General features: G+C 69.4%; 18 protein-coding genes. 2 read left to right on the forward strand and 16 right to left on the reverse strand.

All coding sequences use genetic code 11. The features are described from left to right. Positions 1–7: 7 nt before the first annotated feature. The 12 genes from AB0I52_RS30105 to AB0I52_RS30160 form a co-directional block, all read right to left on the reverse strand. Complete coding sequence (locus tag AB0I52_RS30105) at positions 8–688, reverse strand: pilus assembly protein TadG-related protein (protein WP_363077947.1); 681 nt, start codon at positions 686–688, stop codon at positions 8–10. Further along, positions 685–918, reverse strand: a complete 234-nt coding sequence (locus AB0I52_RS30110; protein WP_363077949.1) for a hypothetical protein — start codon at positions 916–918, stop codon at positions 685–687. The genes AB0I52_RS30105 and AB0I52_RS30110 overlap by 4 nt, the downstream gene beginning before the upstream one ends. A gap of 252 nt (positions 919–1,170) precedes the next feature. Next, a complete protein-coding gene (locus AB0I52_RS30115; protein WP_363077951.1) occupies positions 1,171–2,256 on the reverse strand; it encodes a response regulator transcription factor in 1,086 nt (361 codons plus the stop codon). Between the two features lie 49 nt (positions 2,257–2,305). After that, entirely contained in the window at positions 2,306–3,622 is a 1,317-nt protein-coding gene (locus tag AB0I52_RS30120) for a histidine kinase (protein ID WP_363077953.1), read from the reverse strand. A gap of 51 nt (positions 3,623–3,673) precedes the next feature. Beyond that, positions 3,674–4,558: a DUF5936 domain-containing protein gene (locus tag AB0I52_RS30125; protein WP_363077955.1), complete on the reverse strand. Its 885-nt coding sequence runs from the start codon at positions 4,556–4,558 to the stop codon at positions 3,674–3,676. Between the two features lie 14 nt (positions 4,559–4,572). Further along, positions 4,573–5,511 carry a type II secretion system F family protein gene (locus tag AB0I52_RS30130; protein WP_363077957.1) on the reverse strand — a complete coding sequence of 313 codons (939 nt, stop codon included), beginning with the start codon at positions 5,509–5,511 and terminating at the stop codon, positions 4,573–4,575. 10 nt (positions 5,512–5,521) lie between these two features. Beyond that, positions 5,522–6,859: a CpaF family protein gene (locus AB0I52_RS30135; protein ID WP_363077959.1), complete on the reverse strand. Its 1,338-nt coding sequence runs from the start codon at positions 6,857–6,859 to the stop codon at positions 5,522–5,524. A gap of 52 nt (positions 6,860–6,911) precedes the next feature. Next, positions 6,912–7,292 carry a TadE/TadG family type IV pilus assembly protein gene (locus AB0I52_RS30140; RefSeq protein ID WP_363077961.1) on the reverse strand — a complete coding sequence of 127 codons (381 nt, stop codon included), beginning with the start codon at positions 7,290–7,292 and terminating at the stop codon, positions 6,912–6,914. Between the two features lie 3 nt (positions 7,293–7,295). Next, positions 7,296–7,697, reverse strand: coding sequence for a TadE family protein (locus AB0I52_RS30145; protein ID WP_363077963.1), 402 nt, complete (start codon positions 7,695–7,697; stop codon positions 7,296–7,298). 16 nt (positions 7,698–7,713) lie between these two features. Continuing rightward, positions 7,714–8,985, reverse strand: coding sequence for an AAA family ATPase (locus AB0I52_RS30150; protein WP_363077965.1), 1,272 nt, complete (start codon positions 8,983–8,985; stop codon positions 7,714–7,716). Between the two features lie 7 nt (positions 8,986–8,992). Beyond that, entirely contained in the window at positions 8,993–9,700 is a 708-nt protein-coding gene (cpaB, locus tag AB0I52_RS30155; protein ID WP_362965945.1) for a Flp pilus assembly protein CpaB, read from the reverse strand. A gap of 177 nt (positions 9,701–9,877) precedes the next feature. Next, a complete protein-coding gene (locus AB0I52_RS30160; protein WP_363077967.1) occupies positions 9,878–10,744 on the reverse strand; it encodes a hypothetical protein in 867 nt (288 codons plus the stop codon). 670 nt (positions 10,745–11,414) lie between these two features. Here AB0I52_RS30160 and AB0I52_RS30165 point away from each other — a divergent pair. Then, complete coding sequence (locus tag AB0I52_RS30165; RefSeq protein WP_363077969.1) at positions 11,415–13,151, forward strand: glycoside hydrolase family 18 protein; 1,737 nt, start codon at positions 11,415–11,417, stop codon at positions 13,149–13,151. A gap of 96 nt (positions 13,152–13,247) precedes the next feature. Here the strand turns inward: AB0I52_RS30165 and AB0I52_RS30170 are convergent, their stop codons facing one another. The 4 genes from AB0I52_RS30170 to AB0I52_RS30185 all read right to left on the reverse strand — a co-directional run bounded on the left by AB0I52_RS30170 (position 13,248) and on the right by AB0I52_RS30185 (position 17,106). After that, positions 13,248–14,723, reverse strand: coding sequence for a gluconate:H+ symporter (locus tag AB0I52_RS30170; protein ID WP_363077971.1), 1,476 nt, complete (start codon positions 14,721–14,723; stop codon positions 13,248–13,250). A gap of 137 nt (positions 14,724–14,860) precedes the next feature. Further along, positions 14,861–15,271: a RidA family protein gene (locus tag AB0I52_RS30175; RefSeq protein WP_363077973.1), complete on the reverse strand. Its 411-nt coding sequence runs from the start codon at positions 15,269–15,271 to the stop codon at positions 14,861–14,863. A 6-nt stretch (positions 15,272–15,277) separates the two neighbouring features. Then, the gene (locus tag AB0I52_RS30180; protein WP_363077975.1) at positions 15,278–16,036 is read right to left on the reverse strand and encodes an IclR family transcriptional regulator; all 759 of its coding nucleotides are present in this window, start codon (positions 16,034–16,036) and stop codon (positions 15,278–15,280) included. Further along, positions 16,033–17,106 carry a sugar kinase gene (locus tag AB0I52_RS30185; RefSeq protein ID WP_363077977.1) on the reverse strand — a complete coding sequence of 358 codons (1,074 nt, stop codon included), beginning with the start codon at positions 17,104–17,106 and terminating at the stop codon, positions 16,033–16,035. Before AB0I52_RS30185 ends, AB0I52_RS30180 begins: the two co-directional genes overlap by 4 nt. A gap of 199 nt (positions 17,107–17,305) precedes the next feature. Here AB0I52_RS30185 and AB0I52_RS30190 point away from each other — a divergent pair, with 199 nt between their 5' ends. Next, entirely contained in the window at positions 17,306–18,613 is a 1,308-nt protein-coding gene (locus AB0I52_RS30190; RefSeq protein WP_363077979.1) for an amino acid deaminase, read from the forward strand. Positions 18,614–18,796 lie beyond the last annotated feature (183 nt).

The raw sequence follows: 18,796 nt of genomic DNA on the forward strand, positions 1-18,796 counted from the left end.
TTCGCTGTCAGTCGTCGATCAAGTGCACGGCAAAGATGGTCTTGGCCACGTCCGCCCACAGCTCCGGATGGGCAGGGTCGATATCAAGACCGCCCCCGGCACAATCAAGAGTGGAGATCGGCAGATCCGGCTTGTCGTCCTTGTCGCCCTCGTCATCGGAGCCGGGGTCGGGGTCAGCACTCGGCACGTCCTTGAGCTTCGGCGAACACCGGAACTCGATCACGGCAGTGGCCGTGGCCGTGGCGTGCTTGGTCTTCGTGCTGGGGATCACCGAGGAGCCCACCGTGTAACGGGTCTTGACGCTGACCGTGACCTTGTCCTGGAGGAATCCCTCGTCCCAGCGGCAACGAGGCCGGCGGACGGGGTCATCGGTGTAGAGGTCCGAACGATTGGCGGATGCAAGTTGCTGCGCGTCCGAACATCCAGCTCTGAAGTACCGATGATTCGCCAAGAACTCGGTGAGACCGTCCGGTGTCCGCAGAGCGGCGAGGAACGGCACTCCGAGGTCCTTCCGGGCTTCCTGAGCGGCAGCGAGAGCGGCAGCGTCCGCAGCACCCTGGGCGCCATTACGTGTGGCGGAGGCCTGACCGACAGCAAAGAAAGCGAACGCGAGGAAGAGCAGGCCCGCCACCATCACAATGTAGATGGGGAAGGCCTGCCCTCGGTCGCTTTGGCGACGATCGATCACGAGCCAGCAGTGATGGAGTCCACCAGGCCGGTGATACGAGTCGTGATCGCGCCGCCGATGCCCGAGGCCACCATGCCACCGATGATCGCGACGACCACCAGGATGATGCCGAGGTACTCGAAGGCCGTCTGGCCGCGGTCCGCGGTCTCGTAGCGCTTCTGGATCTTCGAGATGGCGGTGTTGGCCCAGCCGTTGACGCGGACGGCAGACTTCAGGGTGATGTTCGACATGGTGTTCCCCTCCAGATTCGGCCGACCGACTGCCGGCCGACTCGCACGTTCCTTCGTTCTCGCTCCCGTAACCGGCTTCCTCCTGGCCGGTGCCGTTTGCGATATGAGAAACATACGGCGGAACACCATGCCCACCAGAGGGCCCCAGGGCCCATTCCCGGGCCCAATCCAGCAGTTGGGCCCTGGGCTTCGCGGGCTGGGCCCCCTGGACCGAGCCCACCACGTCTCGTTCGTTCCCCCGGTCAGCCATGACTACCTGTCCCCCTGTGCACCAGGAACCGCAGCCGACGCCGTGCCGAGCCAGCGGGCGATGGCCTCGCTGCGGCTGCCGCTGTGCAGTTTGGTGAAGATGCGGTTGATGTGGTTCTTGACCGTCTTCTCGCTGATGAAGCACGTGGCGGCGATCTGCCGATTGCTCATGCCGGACGCGATCAGCTCCATGACCTCCACCTCCCGTGAACTCAGCCCGTACTGCCGCCTGTCAGGAGGCGCGCCGACAGCCCCGGACACCGAAGACTGTCCCACACCTGGTTGCAGATGCGAAAGACCCTGGGATTGTCCTACCGGTCGCGTCCCAGGTGGGGCCACTTCGGGAAAGGGCAAATGTGCATACGCATCGTACTGCTGCAACGGCCCGGGGCCGTGACCGTCGTAACCGGGCTGCTGGTAGGGAACGCCGGAGGTCAGCGCCGCGCCCAGGCCCTCCGGGAGCGGGCCGCCCGGCGATCCGGGCCCCTGCCGCATGTGGGCCAGGAGTGCGTTCGCCGCTGTGGCGGTGAAGTGGGCCCGGCCGCTCTTCGTGTCACGTACGGCCTGCACGAGCTGGTCCGCCGTGAACTCCCCGTGGACCAGATAGCCGCCCGCGCCCAGCCGGAGCGCCTCGTGGACGATCTCGTTCTCCCGGCTGTAGGTCAGCATCATCACCGGCGCGACCCGGACCAGGTGGGGCAGGGCGGAGATGCCGTCGACACCCGGCATCCGGACGTCGAGCAGTACGACGTCCGGGCGGTGCCGCACGGCCATGTCGTAGGCCTCCCGGCCGTCCGCGGCCTCTGCGACGACGTCGATGTCGTCGCGGCCGGAGAGCAGGACGCTCAGGCCCGCCCGGACCACGGGGTTGTCGTCGGCGACGACGACCCGCAGCGGGCCGGGGGCGGGAACGTCGGGGGCGGAGGGGAAGGCGGGCATGGCTCCGGATGCCGCGGTCTGCTGGGGGACGGGGAACCCTGGGGAACTGGATTCGGAATTGATGGGCGTGGCATGCGGGGACGTGTGCTGGGAGGCGTGGTGCGTTGCGGCCCAGTTCTGGCCCGATGCGCGCGAGACGTCGTCCGGCATTCTGCGACCTCCTCTCAAGATCTGTGGGGGGGGGACGGTGTGGAGCGGGTCAGTTGAACTGCTGTGCGGGTGGTGCTTGGGACAGGGCCGCCATCGGTAGCTCCAGGCGTACTTCGGTGCCCGTGGCCGCCTTGCCCTTGCCGATCCGGATGCGTGCGCCGATGGACGCGGCGCGTTCGACCATGCCGACCAGCCCGAAGTGGCCGGCCCGCTTGAGGTCGTCGAGCGTGGTGCCCGCGGGGAGGCCCTGCCCGTCGTCGTACACGCTGATCCGCAGGACCTCGCCCTTCACCCCCGCGAGGACGACGAGGTACGTGGGATGGGCGTGGCGGCCGGCGTTCTCCATCGCCTCGGACGCGATGGTGAGCAGTTGCCGGGCCACCACCTGGGGAACGGGCGGGACGGGGGTCTCGTTGAGCAGCCGGAATCCGGCGGTGAGGCCGTGCCGGCGGGTGAAGTCGTCGGCGCGGGCGCGGAGTTCCTCCACCACGTCCACGCCGCCGTCGAGTCCCGACTCGCGTCGCAGGTCCGAGAGCAGCTCACGTGACTCGGCCGCCGCGCGGCGGGCGGACCGGGCGACGAGCTCGGCCTGGTGCTTGACGGTCAACGGGTCCATCCGGTCGGACGAGCCGGCCAGTCCGTCGGCCGCCAGTGCCAGACCGTGGAGGGTCTTGGCCACGGAGTCGTGCATCTCCCGTGCCAGCCGGGTGCGTTCGCGCTCCACGGCCTCGCTCACGGCCAGCCGTGCCCGGGTCTCGGTGAGAGCCTGGCTCGCTGTTCCGAAGCGGAGCAGCAGGTTGCGCAGGGTCACGCCGACCGCGCCGGCGATCACGCAGAACCCGGGCAGGAGGAGCGCGGTGGCGGTGCCTGCCTCCAGCTTCGTGTCGGTGCCGTACACCCCGAAGATGATCAGCGTCTGTATCGCGGCGAAGACCGCCGCGCCCCGCCACCCGTACACGAGCCCGGCGAGCAGCGGCGTACAGACCGTGACGTACGCCAGGGTCGATTCCGGCGTCGCGGTGATCAGCAGCAGCGCGCCGAACAACGCGTCGACGCCGAGCAGCCAGCGGTGGCGCAGGAAGACCGGGCCGAAGCGCTCCCAGTCCCGGAACAGGACGTAGGAGCCCATGAAGGTGACGAGGATGGCCGCGCCGATCAGCCAGGTCGCGACGCCGGGTGCCGTGCGGGCGATGGCGAACGGTGTCGCCATGGCCGTCATCGCGAGACGGAACCCGAAGACCTGACGGCACATGGCCTGGAGCGCGTTGAGCTGGATCGCAAAGGCCGGCTGGGCACCCGGATTGGCCAGCGCCTGGCGCACCTCGCTCGTCAGTCCCGGTTGTGAGTCGCTGAGTTGGAATGCCATGCGCCTGTCACCTCCCCCTGCTCGTGATGCTCATCATCCCCGTCACGCGTGTCATCCGCCGAGGAACGAGAAGTCGACGTTGGCCCCGTACACGAATCCGACCGTCAGCAGCACCAGGGTGCCCGGAAGCAGGAAGGAGGTGACCGCGAAGGTCGCCTTCGGGACGGCCTTGGCCGCCTTCCGTCGGGCGTTCTGGGCATCCGTGCGGCGCATGTCGTTGGCGATCTGGATCAGCGTCTCGACGATCGGCGCACCCAGTTCCTCGCCCTGCTGGAGTGTCGTCACGAACATCGCCACCTGCTCCGAGTCGTTCCGCTTGCGGAGCTCCTCGAAGGCCTGACGGCGGCTGACGCCCATGTCCATCTGGCGCAGGGTGATGCGGAGTTCGTCGGCCCACGGGCCCTCGTACTTCTCCGCGACGCGTTCCAGCGCCTGGCGGAAACCGAGGCCCGCCGACACGACGACCGCGAGGACGTCGAGGAAGTCGGGGAGCGTGCGCTCGATGTGGTCCTTGCGGACCCGGATGGCCGACCAGATGCCGACCTCGACCCAGAAGGCGCCGAAGCCGAGCAGCAGGATGGCGAAGAAGAGCTGGCCGCGCATGAGCATCGACAGGGCGCCGAACCCGCCGAGCGCCCCGTAGACGGCCCGGCGGGCGGCGTACCGGTCGATGGTGAGCCCGCCGGGGTTACCGGCCATGTCGATCTGACGGCGCTTCTTGTTGACCGACTTGGGGCCCATCATCCTGAGCACGGCGGGGGCCCACCGCATGCCCATCCGGTCGATGCCGGAGCCGACCGCGCTGGTGCGGGTGGAGCCGACCTCCAGGGCGATGGCGAGATCGCCGGGGAGCTTGGCGTCGGCCCGGTACATCCGGATGCCGGCGATCACTCCGTAAACAGCGAGACCTACAACGAGTGCGAGCAACAGGTCCATGTCCGCTCCTCCCCTCAGACGTCGATACGGGACAGGCGGCGGATCACTATGAACCCGATCGCGTACAGGATGAGCGAGACGATGACTGCGGCCTGGCCGACCAGGGCGCCGGTCATGCGGTCGAGTGCGCCCGGCATGACGGCGTTCATCAGGAGCATCGCGCCGAAGCCGAAGCCCGGAACGGCGTACGCCGTGACGGTCACCTGCGACAGCTGGGTCTTGACCTCGCGCCGGGTCTCCTTGCGCTCCTCCAGCGTCTCGGTGAGGTTGCGCAGGGAGCTGACGACCGTACCGCCGGCCCGGTTGGACAGGACGAGGGTCGTGACGAGGACGACGAGTTCGCGGGACGGCAGCCGCTCGGTCAGCTCGCTCAGAGCGTCGTCGAGCGACTCGCCGACGCCGAGGCGGCGGGCGACCCGGGCGAGCTCTTCACCGGCCGGGGCCTCCAGCTCGTCCGCCGCCATCGCCAGCGCGGTCCGCAGCGCCAGTCCGGCCTGGGTGGCGTTGGCGAGGATGCGGGAGAGCTCGGGGAGCTGGTTGATGAAGCGGTCGGTGCGCTTGGTCCGCTGCCAGTTCAGGAAGGCGTTGGTGCCCCAGAGCCCGATCAGAGCGGCCACGGGACCGAAGAAGTTGGCCAGGATCGACGAGGCCGTGAGCCAGAGCCCCGCCATGGCGACCAGGGCGTAGACGAAGAACTCGCCCGGGGTGATCTCCAGCCCGGTGGCCGCGAGCTTGAGCTCGATCCTGCGCCCCAGGCCGGTCTTGCGGAGCCTGCGGTCGATACCTCGGAAGCGGCGGTGGCGTCCTACGGTCTCTATCTGGCCGGTGTGCGAGAGGCGGTCGACGAGGGCGTCGCGGTCGGCCTTGCCACCGGAGTACGCGTGCAGGCCCATGACGCCGAGCACGCAGCAGATGAGCGTGACGCCGATCGTGAGAAGGGGGAGATTGGTCATGGCGCGGTACCTACTTGGCCTCTCGGGTGGCGAGCTGTTCGTCGGACGAGGCGACGCCGAACGCCTGGGGAATGGGCTGACTGGCCATGTAGAGGCGCTCGGCGATCTTGCGCGGAAGCGGAAGGTACTGGAACTGGCCGTAGATCCGACCGTCGGCGGCCATCGGCTGAGGGATGAAGCGGGCCACGCTGACGATGCGGTAGTGGTCCCGGCCGTGCGAGTCGAGGATCGCGATCTCCGTGATCTTTCGACCACCGTCGGCGAACCGGGTGAGCTGGACGATCACGTCGACCGCGCTGTTGATCTGGTCGTGCAGGGCCTCGAAGGGGATCTTGATCTCGGACATCGAGGCGAGGGTCTGCAGACGCATCAGCGCGTCCTCGGCGTTGTTCGCGTGAACGGTCGCGAGGGACCCGTCGTGACCGGTCGACATCGCCTGGAGCATGTCGAGCGATTCACCGCCACGGACCTCACCGACGACGATGCGGTCGGGGCGCATACGCAGGGAGTTGCGGACCAGGTCGCGGATGCTGATCTGGCCCTTGCCCTCGACGTTCGCCGGGCGGGACTCCAGCCGGATGACGTGGTTCTGCTGGAGCTGGAGCTCGGCGGAGTCCTCGATGGTGACGATGCGCTCGTTGTTCGGGATCAGTCCGGACAGCGCGTTGAGCAGGGTCGTCTTACCCGTGCCGGTGGCACCGGAGACGATGATGTTGAGCTTGGCCTGGACGAGGCCCGAGAGCAGGATCAGCATCTGCTCGTCCAGCGAGCCGAACTCGATCATCTCCTGGAGGGTGAAGGCCCTCGGGAACCGTCGGATGGTGAGCGTCGCACCGGTCAGCGAGAGCGGCGGAATGATCACGTTGACACGCTCACCGCTGGGGAGACGGGCGTCCACCATCGGGTTCGCCTCGTCCACCCGCCGGTTGACGGTCGACACGATGCGCTCGATGGTCTGCATCAGCTGCTCGTGCGAGCCGAAGCGCATCGGGAGCTGTTCGACCTTGCCGCTGCGCTCGACGAAGATCTGGTCCGGTCCGTTCACCATGATTTCGGTGATGGACGCGTCTTCGAGAAGGGGTTCCAGGATGCCGAGGCCGAGGGCCTCGTCGACGACCCGGCGGATCAGCTGCGAGCGTTCGAGGGTCGAGAGGACCGGCCCTTCGCGGCTGATGATGTGCCCGAGTACGCGCTCCAGGCGGGCCCGCCGGTCGGCGGCGGCCAGCGAGGACATCTCCGCGAGGTCGATCTCCTCGAGCAGCTTGGCCCGGTAGGAGGCGACCATGTGGCCGTCCTCCCGCCCCCCACCGTGCTCCTCGGGGGCGGTGATGCGTGCCCGCAGGCTCATTTTGCTGACTCCTAGGTCCGGCGTGCCGGTGGTGCGGTGTGGGGGGACGCGGTCACTTGCGGGGCATGGTGGAGCTGCGCTCGGCGTAACCGAAGGCGTCCTGCATCCACGGGATGATCGAGGGGACCTTGACTCTGGCGGTGTAGGTCACCGTGCCGTCGCCGGAGTGGTGGCGGAAGGTGGTGTGGTTCTGCTTGGTGAGCCAGTCGCTCATGGCGGACCTGCCCGCCTGTTCCGGCCACAGCTCCGGCCGGTCCTGACCGGCCGTACGCGCTGCCGCGCGGGCACCGGTGCCCGCCTGGTTGGTGGCGTACGCGGCGATGCCCAGCTGGATGGCGCAGAGGCCGACCAGCAGCAGCAGGGGGATGAACCCCATGTACTCGATGGCGACCTGGCCTCGGTCGCGAGCGGACCTTCGCTTGTTCGCGGTCATGGGTCAGCGCTCCTTCGCCGAGGCTGCGTTGCCTTTGATCGTCGGGCCGAAGTCGAGGATGCCGGGTACGAGGACGGGTACGTCGAGGTTGACCGTGGCCCGGTAGAGGCCACGTTCAGGCGTGCACTTGATGTTGTCGGTCTGCCAGGCGTCGGGCAGGTCCTTCTTCGCCGCCCGCATGCAGGCGGCCTCCGAGTTCCACTGTGCGCCGTTCCCCGCCCGCGCCGCCACGTCCGCCGCGTTGCCGGCCAGGCTGAACGTGTAGCCGATCAGGGCGCACTGCCAGAGCGCGACCAGCAGCAGGATGATCAGTGGCGTGACCCCGACGAATTCGATCGCGGTCTGTCCGCGGTCGCGGTCACGCCTCCTGCCTATGCCTGTTTCCGCCATCTCCATGGTTGCCATGGATCAACCTGCCCCCTCAGTCGGTCTTGCCACGGCCCGTGGAGTCGCCGCGCCTGCGCGGGCGGCCGATCGAGCCTCGGTCGTTTCGTTCCTTGGACCCGCTCTCGGCCCGGTCCGGTGTCTTCACCAGACCGAGCTCGCCCGCCAGAGCCCAGAGTGCCTGCTTCACGATGCTCTTCGAGTCGAGTTCGTGCATACGGCCCGCATCGACGGCGCTCTGAAGTTCCTTGAAGTTAGCGGGAATTGCCGTACTCGCGATTTTGGTGCCGGTGATCTTCTGGATCAGCGGCGGCTGGATCTCGGTGTTGCGGTTGTACCGGTTGACGAGGGTCGTCGTCTCCTCCGCCTTGCGGATCTGGAGCCGGTCCCACATCCGTACGATGCGCTTCGCGCCGCGCACCGCGACCACGTCCGGGGTCGTGACCAGCAGCGCGGTGTCGGCCATCTCGATGGCCGCGGCGTTGGCACCGTTCATCTGGCCGCCGCAGTCGATGACCACGATCTCGTACCGCGAGCGCAGTGCGCTGACGATCTGCCGGGCCGCCCGGTCGCTGACCTCTTCGCCGCGCTCGCCCTCGCCGGGTGCGAGGAGCAGCGCGATTCCGGTGCTGTGGCTGAACACCGCGTCGGACAGGACGCGCGGCGAGATGTCGCTGATCGCCGCGAGGTCGACGATGGACCGGCGGAACTGCACGTCCAGGTACGAGGCGATGTCCCCGGACTGGAGATCCATGTCGACCAGCGCGACGGTCCGGCCTGAGGCCTGGGCGGCGAGGGCCAGCTGCACGGCGGCCACCGTCGCGCCGACCCCGCCCTTGGCGCCGCTGACCGTCACGACGGTGCCGCCGGGCCCGGTGAAGACGTCCCCGCCGGAGCCGAGGTGCCGGCGTACGCCGACGGACCACTGGGCGGCGGACTGGACCCGGTTGACGAGTTCCTCGTAGCTCAGCGGCAGCGTGACCAGGCCACGGGCGCCGGAGTCCATCGCCGCGGAGAACAGGCCGGGGCTCGCGTCGGCGGTGATGAGCACGACCCCGACGGCGGGGAAGCGCAGGGATACCTCCCGGATCAGTTCCAGGGCCGGCACCGGACCGATCCGCTCGTGGACCAGCACGACCTCGGGCAGCTCGTCGAGCGACTCGCCCGCGAGGCGGGCGAGCGTGTCGATGAGCTGTGTCGAGTCACCGACCGGAGCCGCCGGCTCCGCGTCGGGGAGCTGGCTGAGCAGAGTGGTGACGGATCTGGCCGCGTCGGCGTCACCGACGGCCGGGAGGATCCTCGTGGTCATCCAATCCTCACTTGTCCTTGTCGAGCGTGTAGGTGCGGTCGCCCGGTCGGATGGAGCTGTCGCTGCCACTGGCGATGAGCGCGAGGCGTACGTGCATCGCGAACGACTCCGCGTACGCGATGCGCTGGGTGTCGAGCGTGTTCAGCGCGAAGGTGATCGGAACGGCTTCGGTGGCCTGGCTGCCCTTGCCGTCGCTGCTCGGGTCCAGGGCGGTCAGCTTGCCGACCTCCAGCACCTTCGCGTTGGAGACGATGACCTTGGACTGCGCACGGCCGTCCTGGCCCTCGCCCGCGAAGGTCGCGTAGACGTTGACCGTGGCGCCAGGGGTGATCTTGCCCGCGACGCCGGTGGCGGCGTCGATCATGATCGCGATCTCCTGCTCACCGGGCTGCAGGGCGGGGCGCGACTCCATCATGTCGGACTGGAGGAGCGAGCCCTCCTTGAGTGTGGTGAGGGCGATCTTGCCGTTGACCTCGGAGAGGTCGGTCACCGCGTTGGTCGAGAGCCACCGCTTCGGCATCGAGACCTTCTCGAACTTGTCCGGAGTCAAGTTGGTGAAGGGTGCGACGTTGCTCTTCAGCTTGTAGGCCGAGACCTCGGGGCCGACCTTCGAGTTGACGTCGCTGATCACCGAGAGCACTCCGGCGAAGGCGCCGAAGGCGCACAGGACCGAGAGGAGCAGGAGTATCACGCCGCGGCGCTGGCGGGAGTTCATGGGCCGGACAACCTCGTTCGGGTCGGATGCGTGGGGCAGCGGACAGAAGAATGCGCGGGGGGTGTGGGTGCTGTTCGGGCTGTTCGGGCTGTTGTCTGGAGAGCGGGCTGAGCCGGGTGTGCGGCACGGACAGTGTCCGGACCGCGAGGGCGTCCGCGGAGGAGGAATCCGCGGTTGCTACGACCGTGGCGGTGCAGGCGCTCCATGGTTCAGGACACCGGACGACGGCATTCGGTTCTCGGTGGCGGGAAGCGGTGAGGAACAGAACCCGCATCGGTCGCCGATCAGCTCCATTCCGCACCAGTGACAGGTCTCTCGTCTTACTGAGGACACGAGTTGGTACAGGACGGAGATATCCGGAAGATAGGCGGCGAATTCGATCAACTTCCCGGTTCCCCACCATCGGGAGGAATCGGCGGGAAGCGTTGCATCCTGAATCGCCTGGACCTTCCAGGCGGGCGCCAGCGTCTGCTGTACCCACTCGGACTGCAACTGCCCCTTCGCGACCAGCAGATGCGTACCGAACTCCGGACCCGCCAGGGGCTCCGCCGTCGGGCCGATCTTGATCAGCTGGGGGTTCGGTCCCGCGAGTACCGCGAACTGGGAGCCGGGCACCCAGGACTTGGCGTGCGTCTTCAGGCTGACGGGGACGCGGTCGAGCTTGGTCACCGAGCTCATCAGGGCGCCCGCGTGGATGTAATGGGACAGAAGCCGCGCAGAGGAGGCAACCACTCCGGGGCTGAAGTCGCAGATGGACAGCTGCCGCAACTGCCGCACCAGCACCGCGACGCCCAGTGGCGGCAGATCCACCTTGAGCAGCGCGATGCGATCGCTCTCCAGCACGGACCGAACGGCGTGAAGTCGCCGTTCGTGCGCGAGTGCGATGCCCGTCGGATACACGGCGATCACGTACCCGTGCTGCTCCAGCAGCACGTGCATGTCACCGATCGCCAGGTCCATCGCCTGGGCATCGGGCGCCTGCAGCAGGGCCGCTGTCGGCGTCTGCTGATCGGTCGGCGGTAGGACCAGATCAGCACTGGTCACTGCTATTGCGGTCGGCACGCTGTTCCCCGTTCGGCTCCGGCCGGCGTCGCCAAGACGTCGGCCGCAATCGCTCCTGCTCCGTGCTTCTGCCTCAGCTTCTGCTCCAGCACTTTAACCGCGTCCTACACGGCAGAGAACACCCAGCGGAACCCGGTACGGCAACACCCCTGCATCAGCCACCCGGCACCCCCGTACGAAATCGGACCAAACCGATAGTTGTTAACTTCTGCACCACTGCGGAGGGTTACTGCCAGACATTCCCATTTTCCGTCCGCTGAAATTCATTTACCCACGTCAATGCAGATTTTGGCATGTTCGCGCCGTGACTGGATGGCCGAAAACGGTTACCGACAGGCCATGTTGCCCACATCACCCGCGAGTGGACATCCGCCCCGGACCGCCGGTTGCCGCCCACGCACGGACGACGTGTGCACGCGCCGTGCAGACCCTGTGCAGATAGCGCGCGGACGGCGCACCGACTGTTCGTGCGCGGCCCGCGTGACGCACCCGGGGCGACGGCTCGTGTACCCGTCGCTGCCAGAGGTCTTGACAACTCGATTGGTCTGGACCAGTTTATCGGCCAGCGGTGGCCACCGTTCCTCGATTCCACACCCCCGACATCCCCGTGTCGCTCCCCCGCCATTTACCAACTCCCCCACGGAGGCAGCAAGTGGAACGTTCCCCCGTCACCAGCCGCAGACGGCGCCGCACCCGCCAGGGACTGGGCGCCGCCGTGGCGGTCGTCGCCGCGGGCGCCCTGAGCGTCACCGGTCTCGTCAGCAGCGCGCAGGCCGCCGACATCAACGTTGCCAAGAACGCGGGCTTCGAGTCCGGTCTCGCCAACTGGACCTGTTCCGGTGGCTCCGGCGCCATCGTCTCCTCCCCCGTGCACGGCGGCACCTCGGCACTCAAGGCGACCCCGGCCGGCCAGGACAACGCCCAGTGCACGCAGACCGTGGCCGTGAAGCCCAACTCGACCTACGCGCTCAGCTCCTGGGTCCAGGGCGGGTACGCCTACCTGGGCGTCAGCGGTACCGGAACCACCGACGTGTCCACCTGGACCCCCGACTCCAGCGGCTGGTCCCAGCTCTCGACCGGCTTCAAGACCGGGGCGAGCACCACCTCGGTCACCGTGTACACGCACGGCTGGTACGGCCAGGCGGCCTACTTCGTCGACGACGTCTCGGTCAGCGGCCCCGACGGCGGCGGCGGCACCGACCCCGGCCCGTCGATCCCCGCCGCCCCGGCCGGTCTCGCGGTCGGCGCGACCACGTCGTCCTCCGTCTCCCTGTCCTGGGGCGCGGTGTCCGGCGCGACCGGCTACACCGTCTACAAGGACGGCGCGAAGGCGACCACCGCCACCGGCAACTCGGCGACCGTCACCGGGCTCGCGGCCGACACCGCGTACCAGTTCACGGTGACCGCCACCAACGCGGCCGGTGAGTCCGTCAAGTCCTCGTCCGTCAGTGGCCGTACGGCCGTCGGGGGCGGCGGCACCGACCCGGGTGGCCCGTCCACCTCGGTGCCCAGGCACGCGGTCACCGGCTACTGGCAGAACTTCAACAACGGCGCGACCGTGCAGAAGCTCAGCGACGTGCCCGCGAACTACGACATCATCGCGGTCTCCTTCGCCGACGCCACGAGCACGCCCGGTGCCGTCACCTTCAACCTGGACTCGGCGGGTCTCAACGGCTACACCGTCGACCAGTTCAAGGCCGACATCAAGGCGAAGCAGGCGGCCGGGAAGAACGTCATCATCTCGGTCGGCGGCGAGAAGGGCTCGGTCTCGGTCAACAGCGACGCGTCCGCGACCAACTTCGCCAACTCCGTCTACTCGCTCATCCAGGAGTACGGCTTCAACGGTGTCGACATCGACCTGGAGAACGGCGTCAACTCCACCTACATGACGAAGGCGCTGCGCTCGCTGTCGCAGAAGGCGGGCTCCGGTCTCGTCATCACGATGGCACCGCAGACCATCGACATGCAGTCCACCGCCGGTGAGTACTTCAAGACGGCACTCGGCATCAAGGACATCCTGACCGTCGTCAACATGCAGTACTACAACAGCGGTTCGATGCTCGGCTGCGACGGCAAGGTCTACTCGCAGGGTTCGGTGGACTTCCTCACCGCGCTGGCCTGCATCCAGTTGGAGGGCGGCCTCGACCCGTCGCAGGTCGGCCTCGGCGTCCCCGCCTCCACCAGTGGCGCGGGCAGCGGCTACGTGTCCCCCTCGGTCGTGAACGCGGCCCTGGACTGCCTGGCCAAGGGCACCGGCTGCGGCACCTTCAAGCCGTCGAAGACCTACCCCGGGGTGCGCGGCGCGATGACCTGGTCGACCAACTGGGACGCCAAGTCGGGCAACGCCTGGTCGAACGCGGTCGGCCCGCACGTGCACGGCCTGCCGTAACCGTCCGCGGTCCGGCATCCGAGGACCAGCGTCCATGACCAGCAGCGCCGCCGCTCCCCCGGCGGCGCTGCTGCGTGTCAGGGGCCGTCACGCTCGCTAGATCACCAGGCTCAGCAGCGCCGCGACCACGAAGCCCGCCACCGACAGGACCGTCTCCAGCACCGTCCAGGACTTCAGGGTGTCGCGCTCCGAGATGCCGAAGTACTTCGACACCATCCAGAAGCCGCCGTCGTTGACGTGCGAGGCGATGATCGAACCGGCCGAGATCGCCATGATGATCAGCGCCAGGTGCGGCTGCGACATGCCCTGGCCCTCGACCAGCGGGACGACGATGCCCGCGGTGGTGACGATGGCGACCGTCGCGGAACCCTGGGCGATGCGCAGCACCGCGGAGATCAGCCAGGCCAGCAGGATGACCGGCAGGCCGACGTCGTTGAACGTGTCCGCGAGCGCGTCCGCGATCCCGCTGCTCTTGAGCACGGCGCCGAAGATCCCGCCCGCGCCGACGACCAGCAGGATGTTGCCGACCGGCTTGAGGGAGGAGGTCGACACCGACTCCAGGGACTTGCGCGACCAGCCGCGCCGGATGCCGAGCAGGTAGTACGCGAGCAGCAGCGCGATCGTCAGGGCGACGAACGGGTTGCCGAAGAACTCGACGACCGAGCGGAGCGTGGAGGGGTCCAGCGCGATGGAGGAGAACGTCGCGGCGAGGATCAGCACCAGCGGGGTGCCGATGATCGTGAGTACGGTGCCGAGCCCGACCGGGGCCTCGTGCGGGGTGACTCCGGCGGCGCGCTGCTCGGCGACGACGGCGGCCTTGGCCTCCGCGGCGGCCTCGACCATGTCCTGCGGGACCTCGACGAAGATCCGCTTCCCGATCCAGGCGGCGTATCCCCAGGCGGCCAGTACGGACGGGATGCCGACGACGGCGCCCATCAGGATGACCCAGCCCAGGGAGACGTGGAAGAGGCCGGCGGCGGCGACCGGGCCGGGGTGCGGCGGCAGGAACGCGTGGGTCATGGACAGACCCGCCAGCAGCGGCATCGCGTACAGCAGGATCGACTTGCCGGAGCGCTTCGCGGCGGCGTACACGATCGGCGCGAGGACGAAGATGCCGACGTCGAAGAAGACCGGGATACCGAAGATCAGACCGGTCAGACCCATGGCGAGCGGGGCGCGCTTCTCACCGAAGAGGTTCAGCAGCCGGGCGCTCAGCACCTCGGCTCCGCCGGAGACCTCGAGGATCGCGCCGAGCATCGTGCCGAGGCCGATGATGATCGCGACATGGCCGAGGATGCCGCCCATGCCGGATTCGATGACGGAGACGGCGGCGGACTTCTGCACCGTGCCGAACAGCTCCGTGACGGAGAGTCCGGCGCCCAGGCCGACGGCTATGGAGACGGCGAGCAGCGCGACGAACGGCTGCAGCCTGACCTTGATGATCAGGAAGAGGAGGAGGGCGATTCCGAGTACGGCGACGGTCAGCAGACCGGCCGTGCCGTCTATCAGGAGGAGGAGTCCACCGGTGTGGGGCGGTGTCCCGACCGGTGGGGGGCTCGCGGCGAGCAGCATGGGTAACTCCGTTGTCGGCCATGAGGCTTCGGGCATGGGGCGTGGGGCTTCGGGCATGGGAGGAGCGCGGCACGGCGCCCCGGTGGTGCGGGGCGCCGTGCCGTACGGCGTGGTGCGGGGCGCGGCTGGGGCCGGTGTCAGCCGAGGACCGCGAGGGCGTCGATCTCGATGAGCAGGCCCTTGGGCAGTCCGACGTAGACCGTCGTACGGGCGGCGGGGGCGGCCTTGAGGTTCTGCTCGCCGAAGTAGGTGTTGTAGATCTCGTTCATCTCGGCGAAGTGGTCGACGTCGGTGAGGTAGACGCGCATCATCATCACGTCGTCCCAGCTCGCGCCGCCCTCCTCCAGGATCGCCTTGACGTTGGCGAAGGTCTGGAGGGTCTGCTCGCGCAGGGTGGGACCGGCCGGGGTCGGTGCCTGGCCCTCCACGGCGGGCAGGAAGCCGACCTGGCCGGCGACCTGGAGGATGTTCCCCTTCTTCACTCCGTGCGAGAACCTCGCGGGCGGGGTGGTGTGGGTGCTCGGGGTGAGTGCGGTCTTGTCGGTCATCGCTGATCAGGCTTTCTTGGGTCGGGTGGTGCCGGAGTACTCCCGGCTGATGGTGTCGGCGGTGCGCCGGACCAGCGGGAGCAGGGTGAGGAGTTCCTCCGCCGTGACGACCACGTTCGGTGCGGAGACCGACATGGCGGCGACGACGCGCCCGTCGGCGCCGCGGATGGGGGCGCCGACGCAGTTGATGGACTCCTCGTGGCCGCCGAGGTCGGTGGCCCAGCCCTGTTCGCGTACGGCGGCGAGTTCCTTGAGGAACGCGCCGGCGCCGGGGGTCGAACGGGACGTGTACATGGGGTAGTCGAGCTTCTCGGCGACGGCGCGCCGTTCCGGCTCGGTCAGGTCGGCGAGCAGCAGCTTGGCCACGGCGGCGACGGTGATCGCGACGGGTTTGCCGATCCGGGAGTACATCCGTACCGGGTAGCGGCTCTCGACCTTGTCGATGTAGAGGACCTCGTTCTCCTCGTACACCGCGAGATGGATGGTGTGTCCGCAGTTCTCGTTGAGTTCGGCGAGGTGCGGGTGGGCGATCTCCCGGACGTCGAGGTTCTCGACGGCCTCCTGGGCGAGCGCGAAGAGCCGGGCACCGAGGCGGTAGCGCTGGTCCTGCTGGCGGTAGACGAGTCCGTGCTCGTGGAGCGTACGGAGCAGCCGCAGCGCGGTGGACTTGTGGACGCCGAGCCGCTCGGCCACCTGTCCGAGGTCGGCGGGTCCCTGCGCGAGCAGCGGCAGGATGCTCAGCGCCCGGTCGACGGTCTGACTCATGTACTGCGTACCTCCGTGTCGTCCCCCGTCCAGCCGGGGCCGAGACGCAGTCTCCCCCAGGCGGCGTCGTCGAGGGCCGCGAGGTGGTCGGCCCGGTCGCGGGCGGGCGGGTCGGTGAGGTCGCCGGGGACGGTGAGGACGGCGGCGGCCATCAGGTGACCGTGCCGGGCGCGGTCGCGGACGGGCAGTCCGCGCAGGGTGGCGGAGAGGAATCCGGCCGCGAAGGCGTCACCGGCGCCGACGGGCGCGACGACGTCGACGCGGAGGGCGGGGACGTCGGTGACGGTGTCGGGCTGAGAGTCGGTCCCTCGGGCTCCGGGGCGGGAGAAGACGGTGGCCCCGTCCGCGCCCCGCTTCACGACGAGCACGGCCGGTTCCGGCAGGGCCTCGCGGATCGCCTCGGCCCCGGCCGTGATCCCCCACGCCTCCTCCGCCTCGTCCTCCCCGACGAACACGAGGTCCGCGCCGCGGGCGAGTTCCAGCAGGACGCCGGGGGTGGCGTCGCCGCCCCGCCACAGTCCCGGCCGGTGGTTGACGTCGAAGGAGACGAGCGGGCGGGCGGGCCGCGGGGCCGTCAGCTCGCGCAGCAGCGCCAGGCAGTCGGCGGAGAGCGCGGCCGTGATGCCGGACAGGTGCAGGATCCGGCCGGCGAGCAGGGCCTCGCGGGGGACGTTGGCGGGCGACATCGCGGAGGCCGCGGATCCGGCCCGGTAGTACGCCACCTCGTGGACGTCGGCCGCGCGGTCCGTCGCCGTGCGGAAGTAGATGCCCGTGGGCCGGGCGGGGTCGCGCCGCACCGCGGAGGTGTCGACGCCGTAGGCGGAGATCGCGTCGACGAGGTGGTCGCCGAAGCCGTCCGCCCCGACCCGGCTCACCCAGGCCGCCCGGTGCCCCGCCCTGGCGAGCGCGCAGGCGACGTTGGACTCGGCGCCCCCGATCCCCCGGCCGAAGGACGGTACGTCGGCGAGGCGTCCCGGCTGCGAGGGCAGGAACGTCACCATGGACTCGCCGAGGCACACGACATCAGTGGTCGCGGCGTCGGCGGCGGTCCTGGCCGGGGTTCCGGACACTCGGGGGCTCCTCTTGGTCTGGGGGCGGCACCGGCTCTCACCATTGACCGGGCATCGGCTCGGATGTTAGACAACCCTGAGCGATATACGCAATGGGTGTTGCATATGTTGCAACGCAATACAGTACAGGCGACTCACAGACGCCTGGCAGGCGACTGACAGAGCCTGGACACGACCTATTTCGATCGAGGAGGCACCCATGGCTGCCGACCGTCCCGTGGCCGGACTGGCCGGACTGACCGGACTCGCCGACGAGCGGGTCGACCACCGGTTCAAGGCGCTCCCGCCCGACGCGGAGGGGCTGACCGTCGGTGCGCTGGCCGCCGAGCGGCGCAACCTCTTCACCGGCGGGTTCACCACCCCGGTGCTCGCCCTGTCGGCCGAGTCCGTCGAGCACAACCTCACCCTGCTGGAGACGTACGCGGAGCGCCACGGTCTCGCGTTCGCCCCGCACGGCAAGACGTCGATGTCCCCGCAGCTGTTCGCCCGCCAGCTGGAGCGCGGCGCGTGGGGCATCACCGCGGCGGTGCCCCATCAGGCGCGGGTCTACCGGGCGTACGGGATCCAGCGGATCTTCCTCGCCAACGAGCTCGTCGACGCCGCCGCGCTGCGGTGGCTCGTGGGCGAGCTGGACGCCGACCCCGGCTTCCGGTTCGTCTGCTACGTCGACTCGGTGCGCGGCGTCGAGCTGATGGACGAGGCCCTGCGGGCGGCCCGCGCCTCCCGCCCGGTCGACGTCGTCGTGGAGCTCGGCGCGGGCGAGGGCGCCCGCACGGGTGCCCGTACCGAGGCCGACTGCTCCGCGGTCGCCGACGCGGTGGCCGCGGCCGGAAGCCTGCGCCTGGTGGGCTTGGCCGGTTACGAGGGCGAGGTGCCGGAGGCGTCCGGCGAGCGGGTGCGGGACTGGCTGCGCCGGCTCGTCGCACTGGCCGTGGCCTTCGACGCTGAGGGGCGGTTCGCGGCGCTGGACGCCGATGAGCCGGTCGTGATCAGTGCGGGCGGCAGCGCGTGGTTCGACGCGGTGGCGGACGTGTTCGCCGGGATCCCTGAACTGTCGCGCCCCGTACTCAAGTTGCTCCGCTCGGGGGCGTACGTCTCGCACGACGACGGCCACTACCGCGATGTGACGCCGTTCAACCGGGTCCCCGAGGAGGGCGCGCTGCAGCCCGCCTTCCGGCTGTGGGCGCAGGTCGTCTCCCGCCCGGCCCCCGGGCAGGCGTTCCTCAACGCGGGCAAGCGGGACGCTGCGTACGACCTCGACCTGCCGGAGGCACAGGTCGTGCGGTCGGGCCGGGACGGCTCCGTGCGGGACGCCACGGGAATCGAGGTCACCAAGCTGTCGGACCAGCACGCGTGGGTGGAGACCGGGGAGGGGACCGGGCTGGAGGTCGGGGACTGGGTCGGGATGGGCCTTTCGCACCCGTGCACCAGCTTCGACAAGTGGCAGCTGATCCCGCTGGTGCGGGCGGACGGGACGGTCACGGACTACATCCGCACGTTCTTCTGATCCCGCACCCGAGCCCCTCCGGCGATTGAGGAGCGGGGTGGGGGGGGGGGGGCCCCCCCCCCCCCCCCCCCCCCCCCCCCCCCCCCCCCCCCGCCCCCCCCCCGCGGGGGGCGGGGGGGCCCCCGCCGCGCCCCCCCCCCCCCCCCCCCCCCGGGGTGGGGAGAAGAATGACACCCACCCCCC

The sequence above is a fragment of the Streptomyces sp. NPDC050423 genome, assembly GCF_040655445.1.
Lineage (GTDB): Bacteria > Actinomycetota > Actinomycetes > Streptomycetales > Streptomycetaceae > Streptomyces.

What these genes read in the sequence shown, in the direction of transcription:
- AB0I52_RS30115 (WP_363077951.1), bottom strand. Translation starts at nt 2,256, where the DNA reads ATGCCGGACGACGTCTCGCGCGCATCGGGCCAGAACTGGGCCGCAACG.
- AB0I52_RS30110 (WP_363077949.1), bottom strand. Translation starts at nt 918, where the DNA reads ATGTCGAACATCACCCTGAAGTCTGCCGTCCGCGTCAACGGCTGGGCC.
- AB0I52_RS30120 (WP_363077953.1), bottom strand. Translation starts at nt 3,622, where the DNA reads ATGGCATTCCAACTCAGCGACTCACAACCGGGACTGACGAGCGAGGTG.
- AB0I52_RS30180 (WP_363077975.1), bottom strand. Translation starts at nt 16,036, where the DNA reads ATGAGTCAGACCGTCGACCGGGCGCTGAGCATCCTGCCGCTGCTCGCG.
- AB0I52_RS30145 (WP_363077963.1), bottom strand. Translation starts at nt 7,697, where the DNA reads ATGGCAACCATGGAGATGGCGGAAACAGGCATAGGCAGGAGGCGTGAC.
- AB0I52_RS30140 (WP_363077961.1), bottom strand. Translation starts at nt 7,292, where the DNA reads ATGACCGCGAACAAGCGAAGGTCCGCTCGCGACCGAGGCCAGGTCGCC.
- cpaB (WP_362965945.1), bottom strand. Translation starts at nt 9,700, where the DNA reads ATGAACTCCCGCCAGCGCCGCGGCGTGATACTCCTGCTCCTCTCGGTC.
- AB0I52_RS30125 (WP_363077955.1), bottom strand. Translation starts at nt 4,558, where the DNA reads ATGGACCTGTTGCTCGCACTCGTTGTAGGTCTCGCTGTTTACGGAGTG.
- AB0I52_RS30175 (WP_363077973.1), bottom strand. Translation starts at nt 15,271, where the DNA reads ATGACCGACAAGACCGCACTCACCCCGAGCACCCACACCACCCCGCCC.
- AB0I52_RS30130 (WP_363077957.1), bottom strand. Translation starts at nt 5,511, where the DNA reads ATGACCAATCTCCCCCTTCTCACGATCGGCGTCACGCTCATCTGCTGC.
- AB0I52_RS30190 (WP_363077979.1), top strand. Translation starts at nt 17,306, where the DNA reads ATGGCTGCCGACCGTCCCGTGGCCGGACTGGCCGGACTGACCGGACTC.
- AB0I52_RS30150 (WP_363077965.1), bottom strand. Translation starts at nt 8,985, where the DNA reads ATGACCACGAGGATCCTCCCGGCCGTCGGTGACGCCGACGCGGCCAGA.
- AB0I52_RS30135 (WP_363077959.1), bottom strand. Translation starts at nt 6,859, where the DNA reads ATGAGCCTGCGGGCACGCATCACCGCCCCCGAGGAGCACGGTGGGGGG.
- AB0I52_RS30170 (WP_363077971.1), bottom strand. Translation starts at nt 14,723, where the DNA reads ATGCTGCTCGCCGCGAGCCCCCCACCGGTCGGGACACCGCCCCACACC.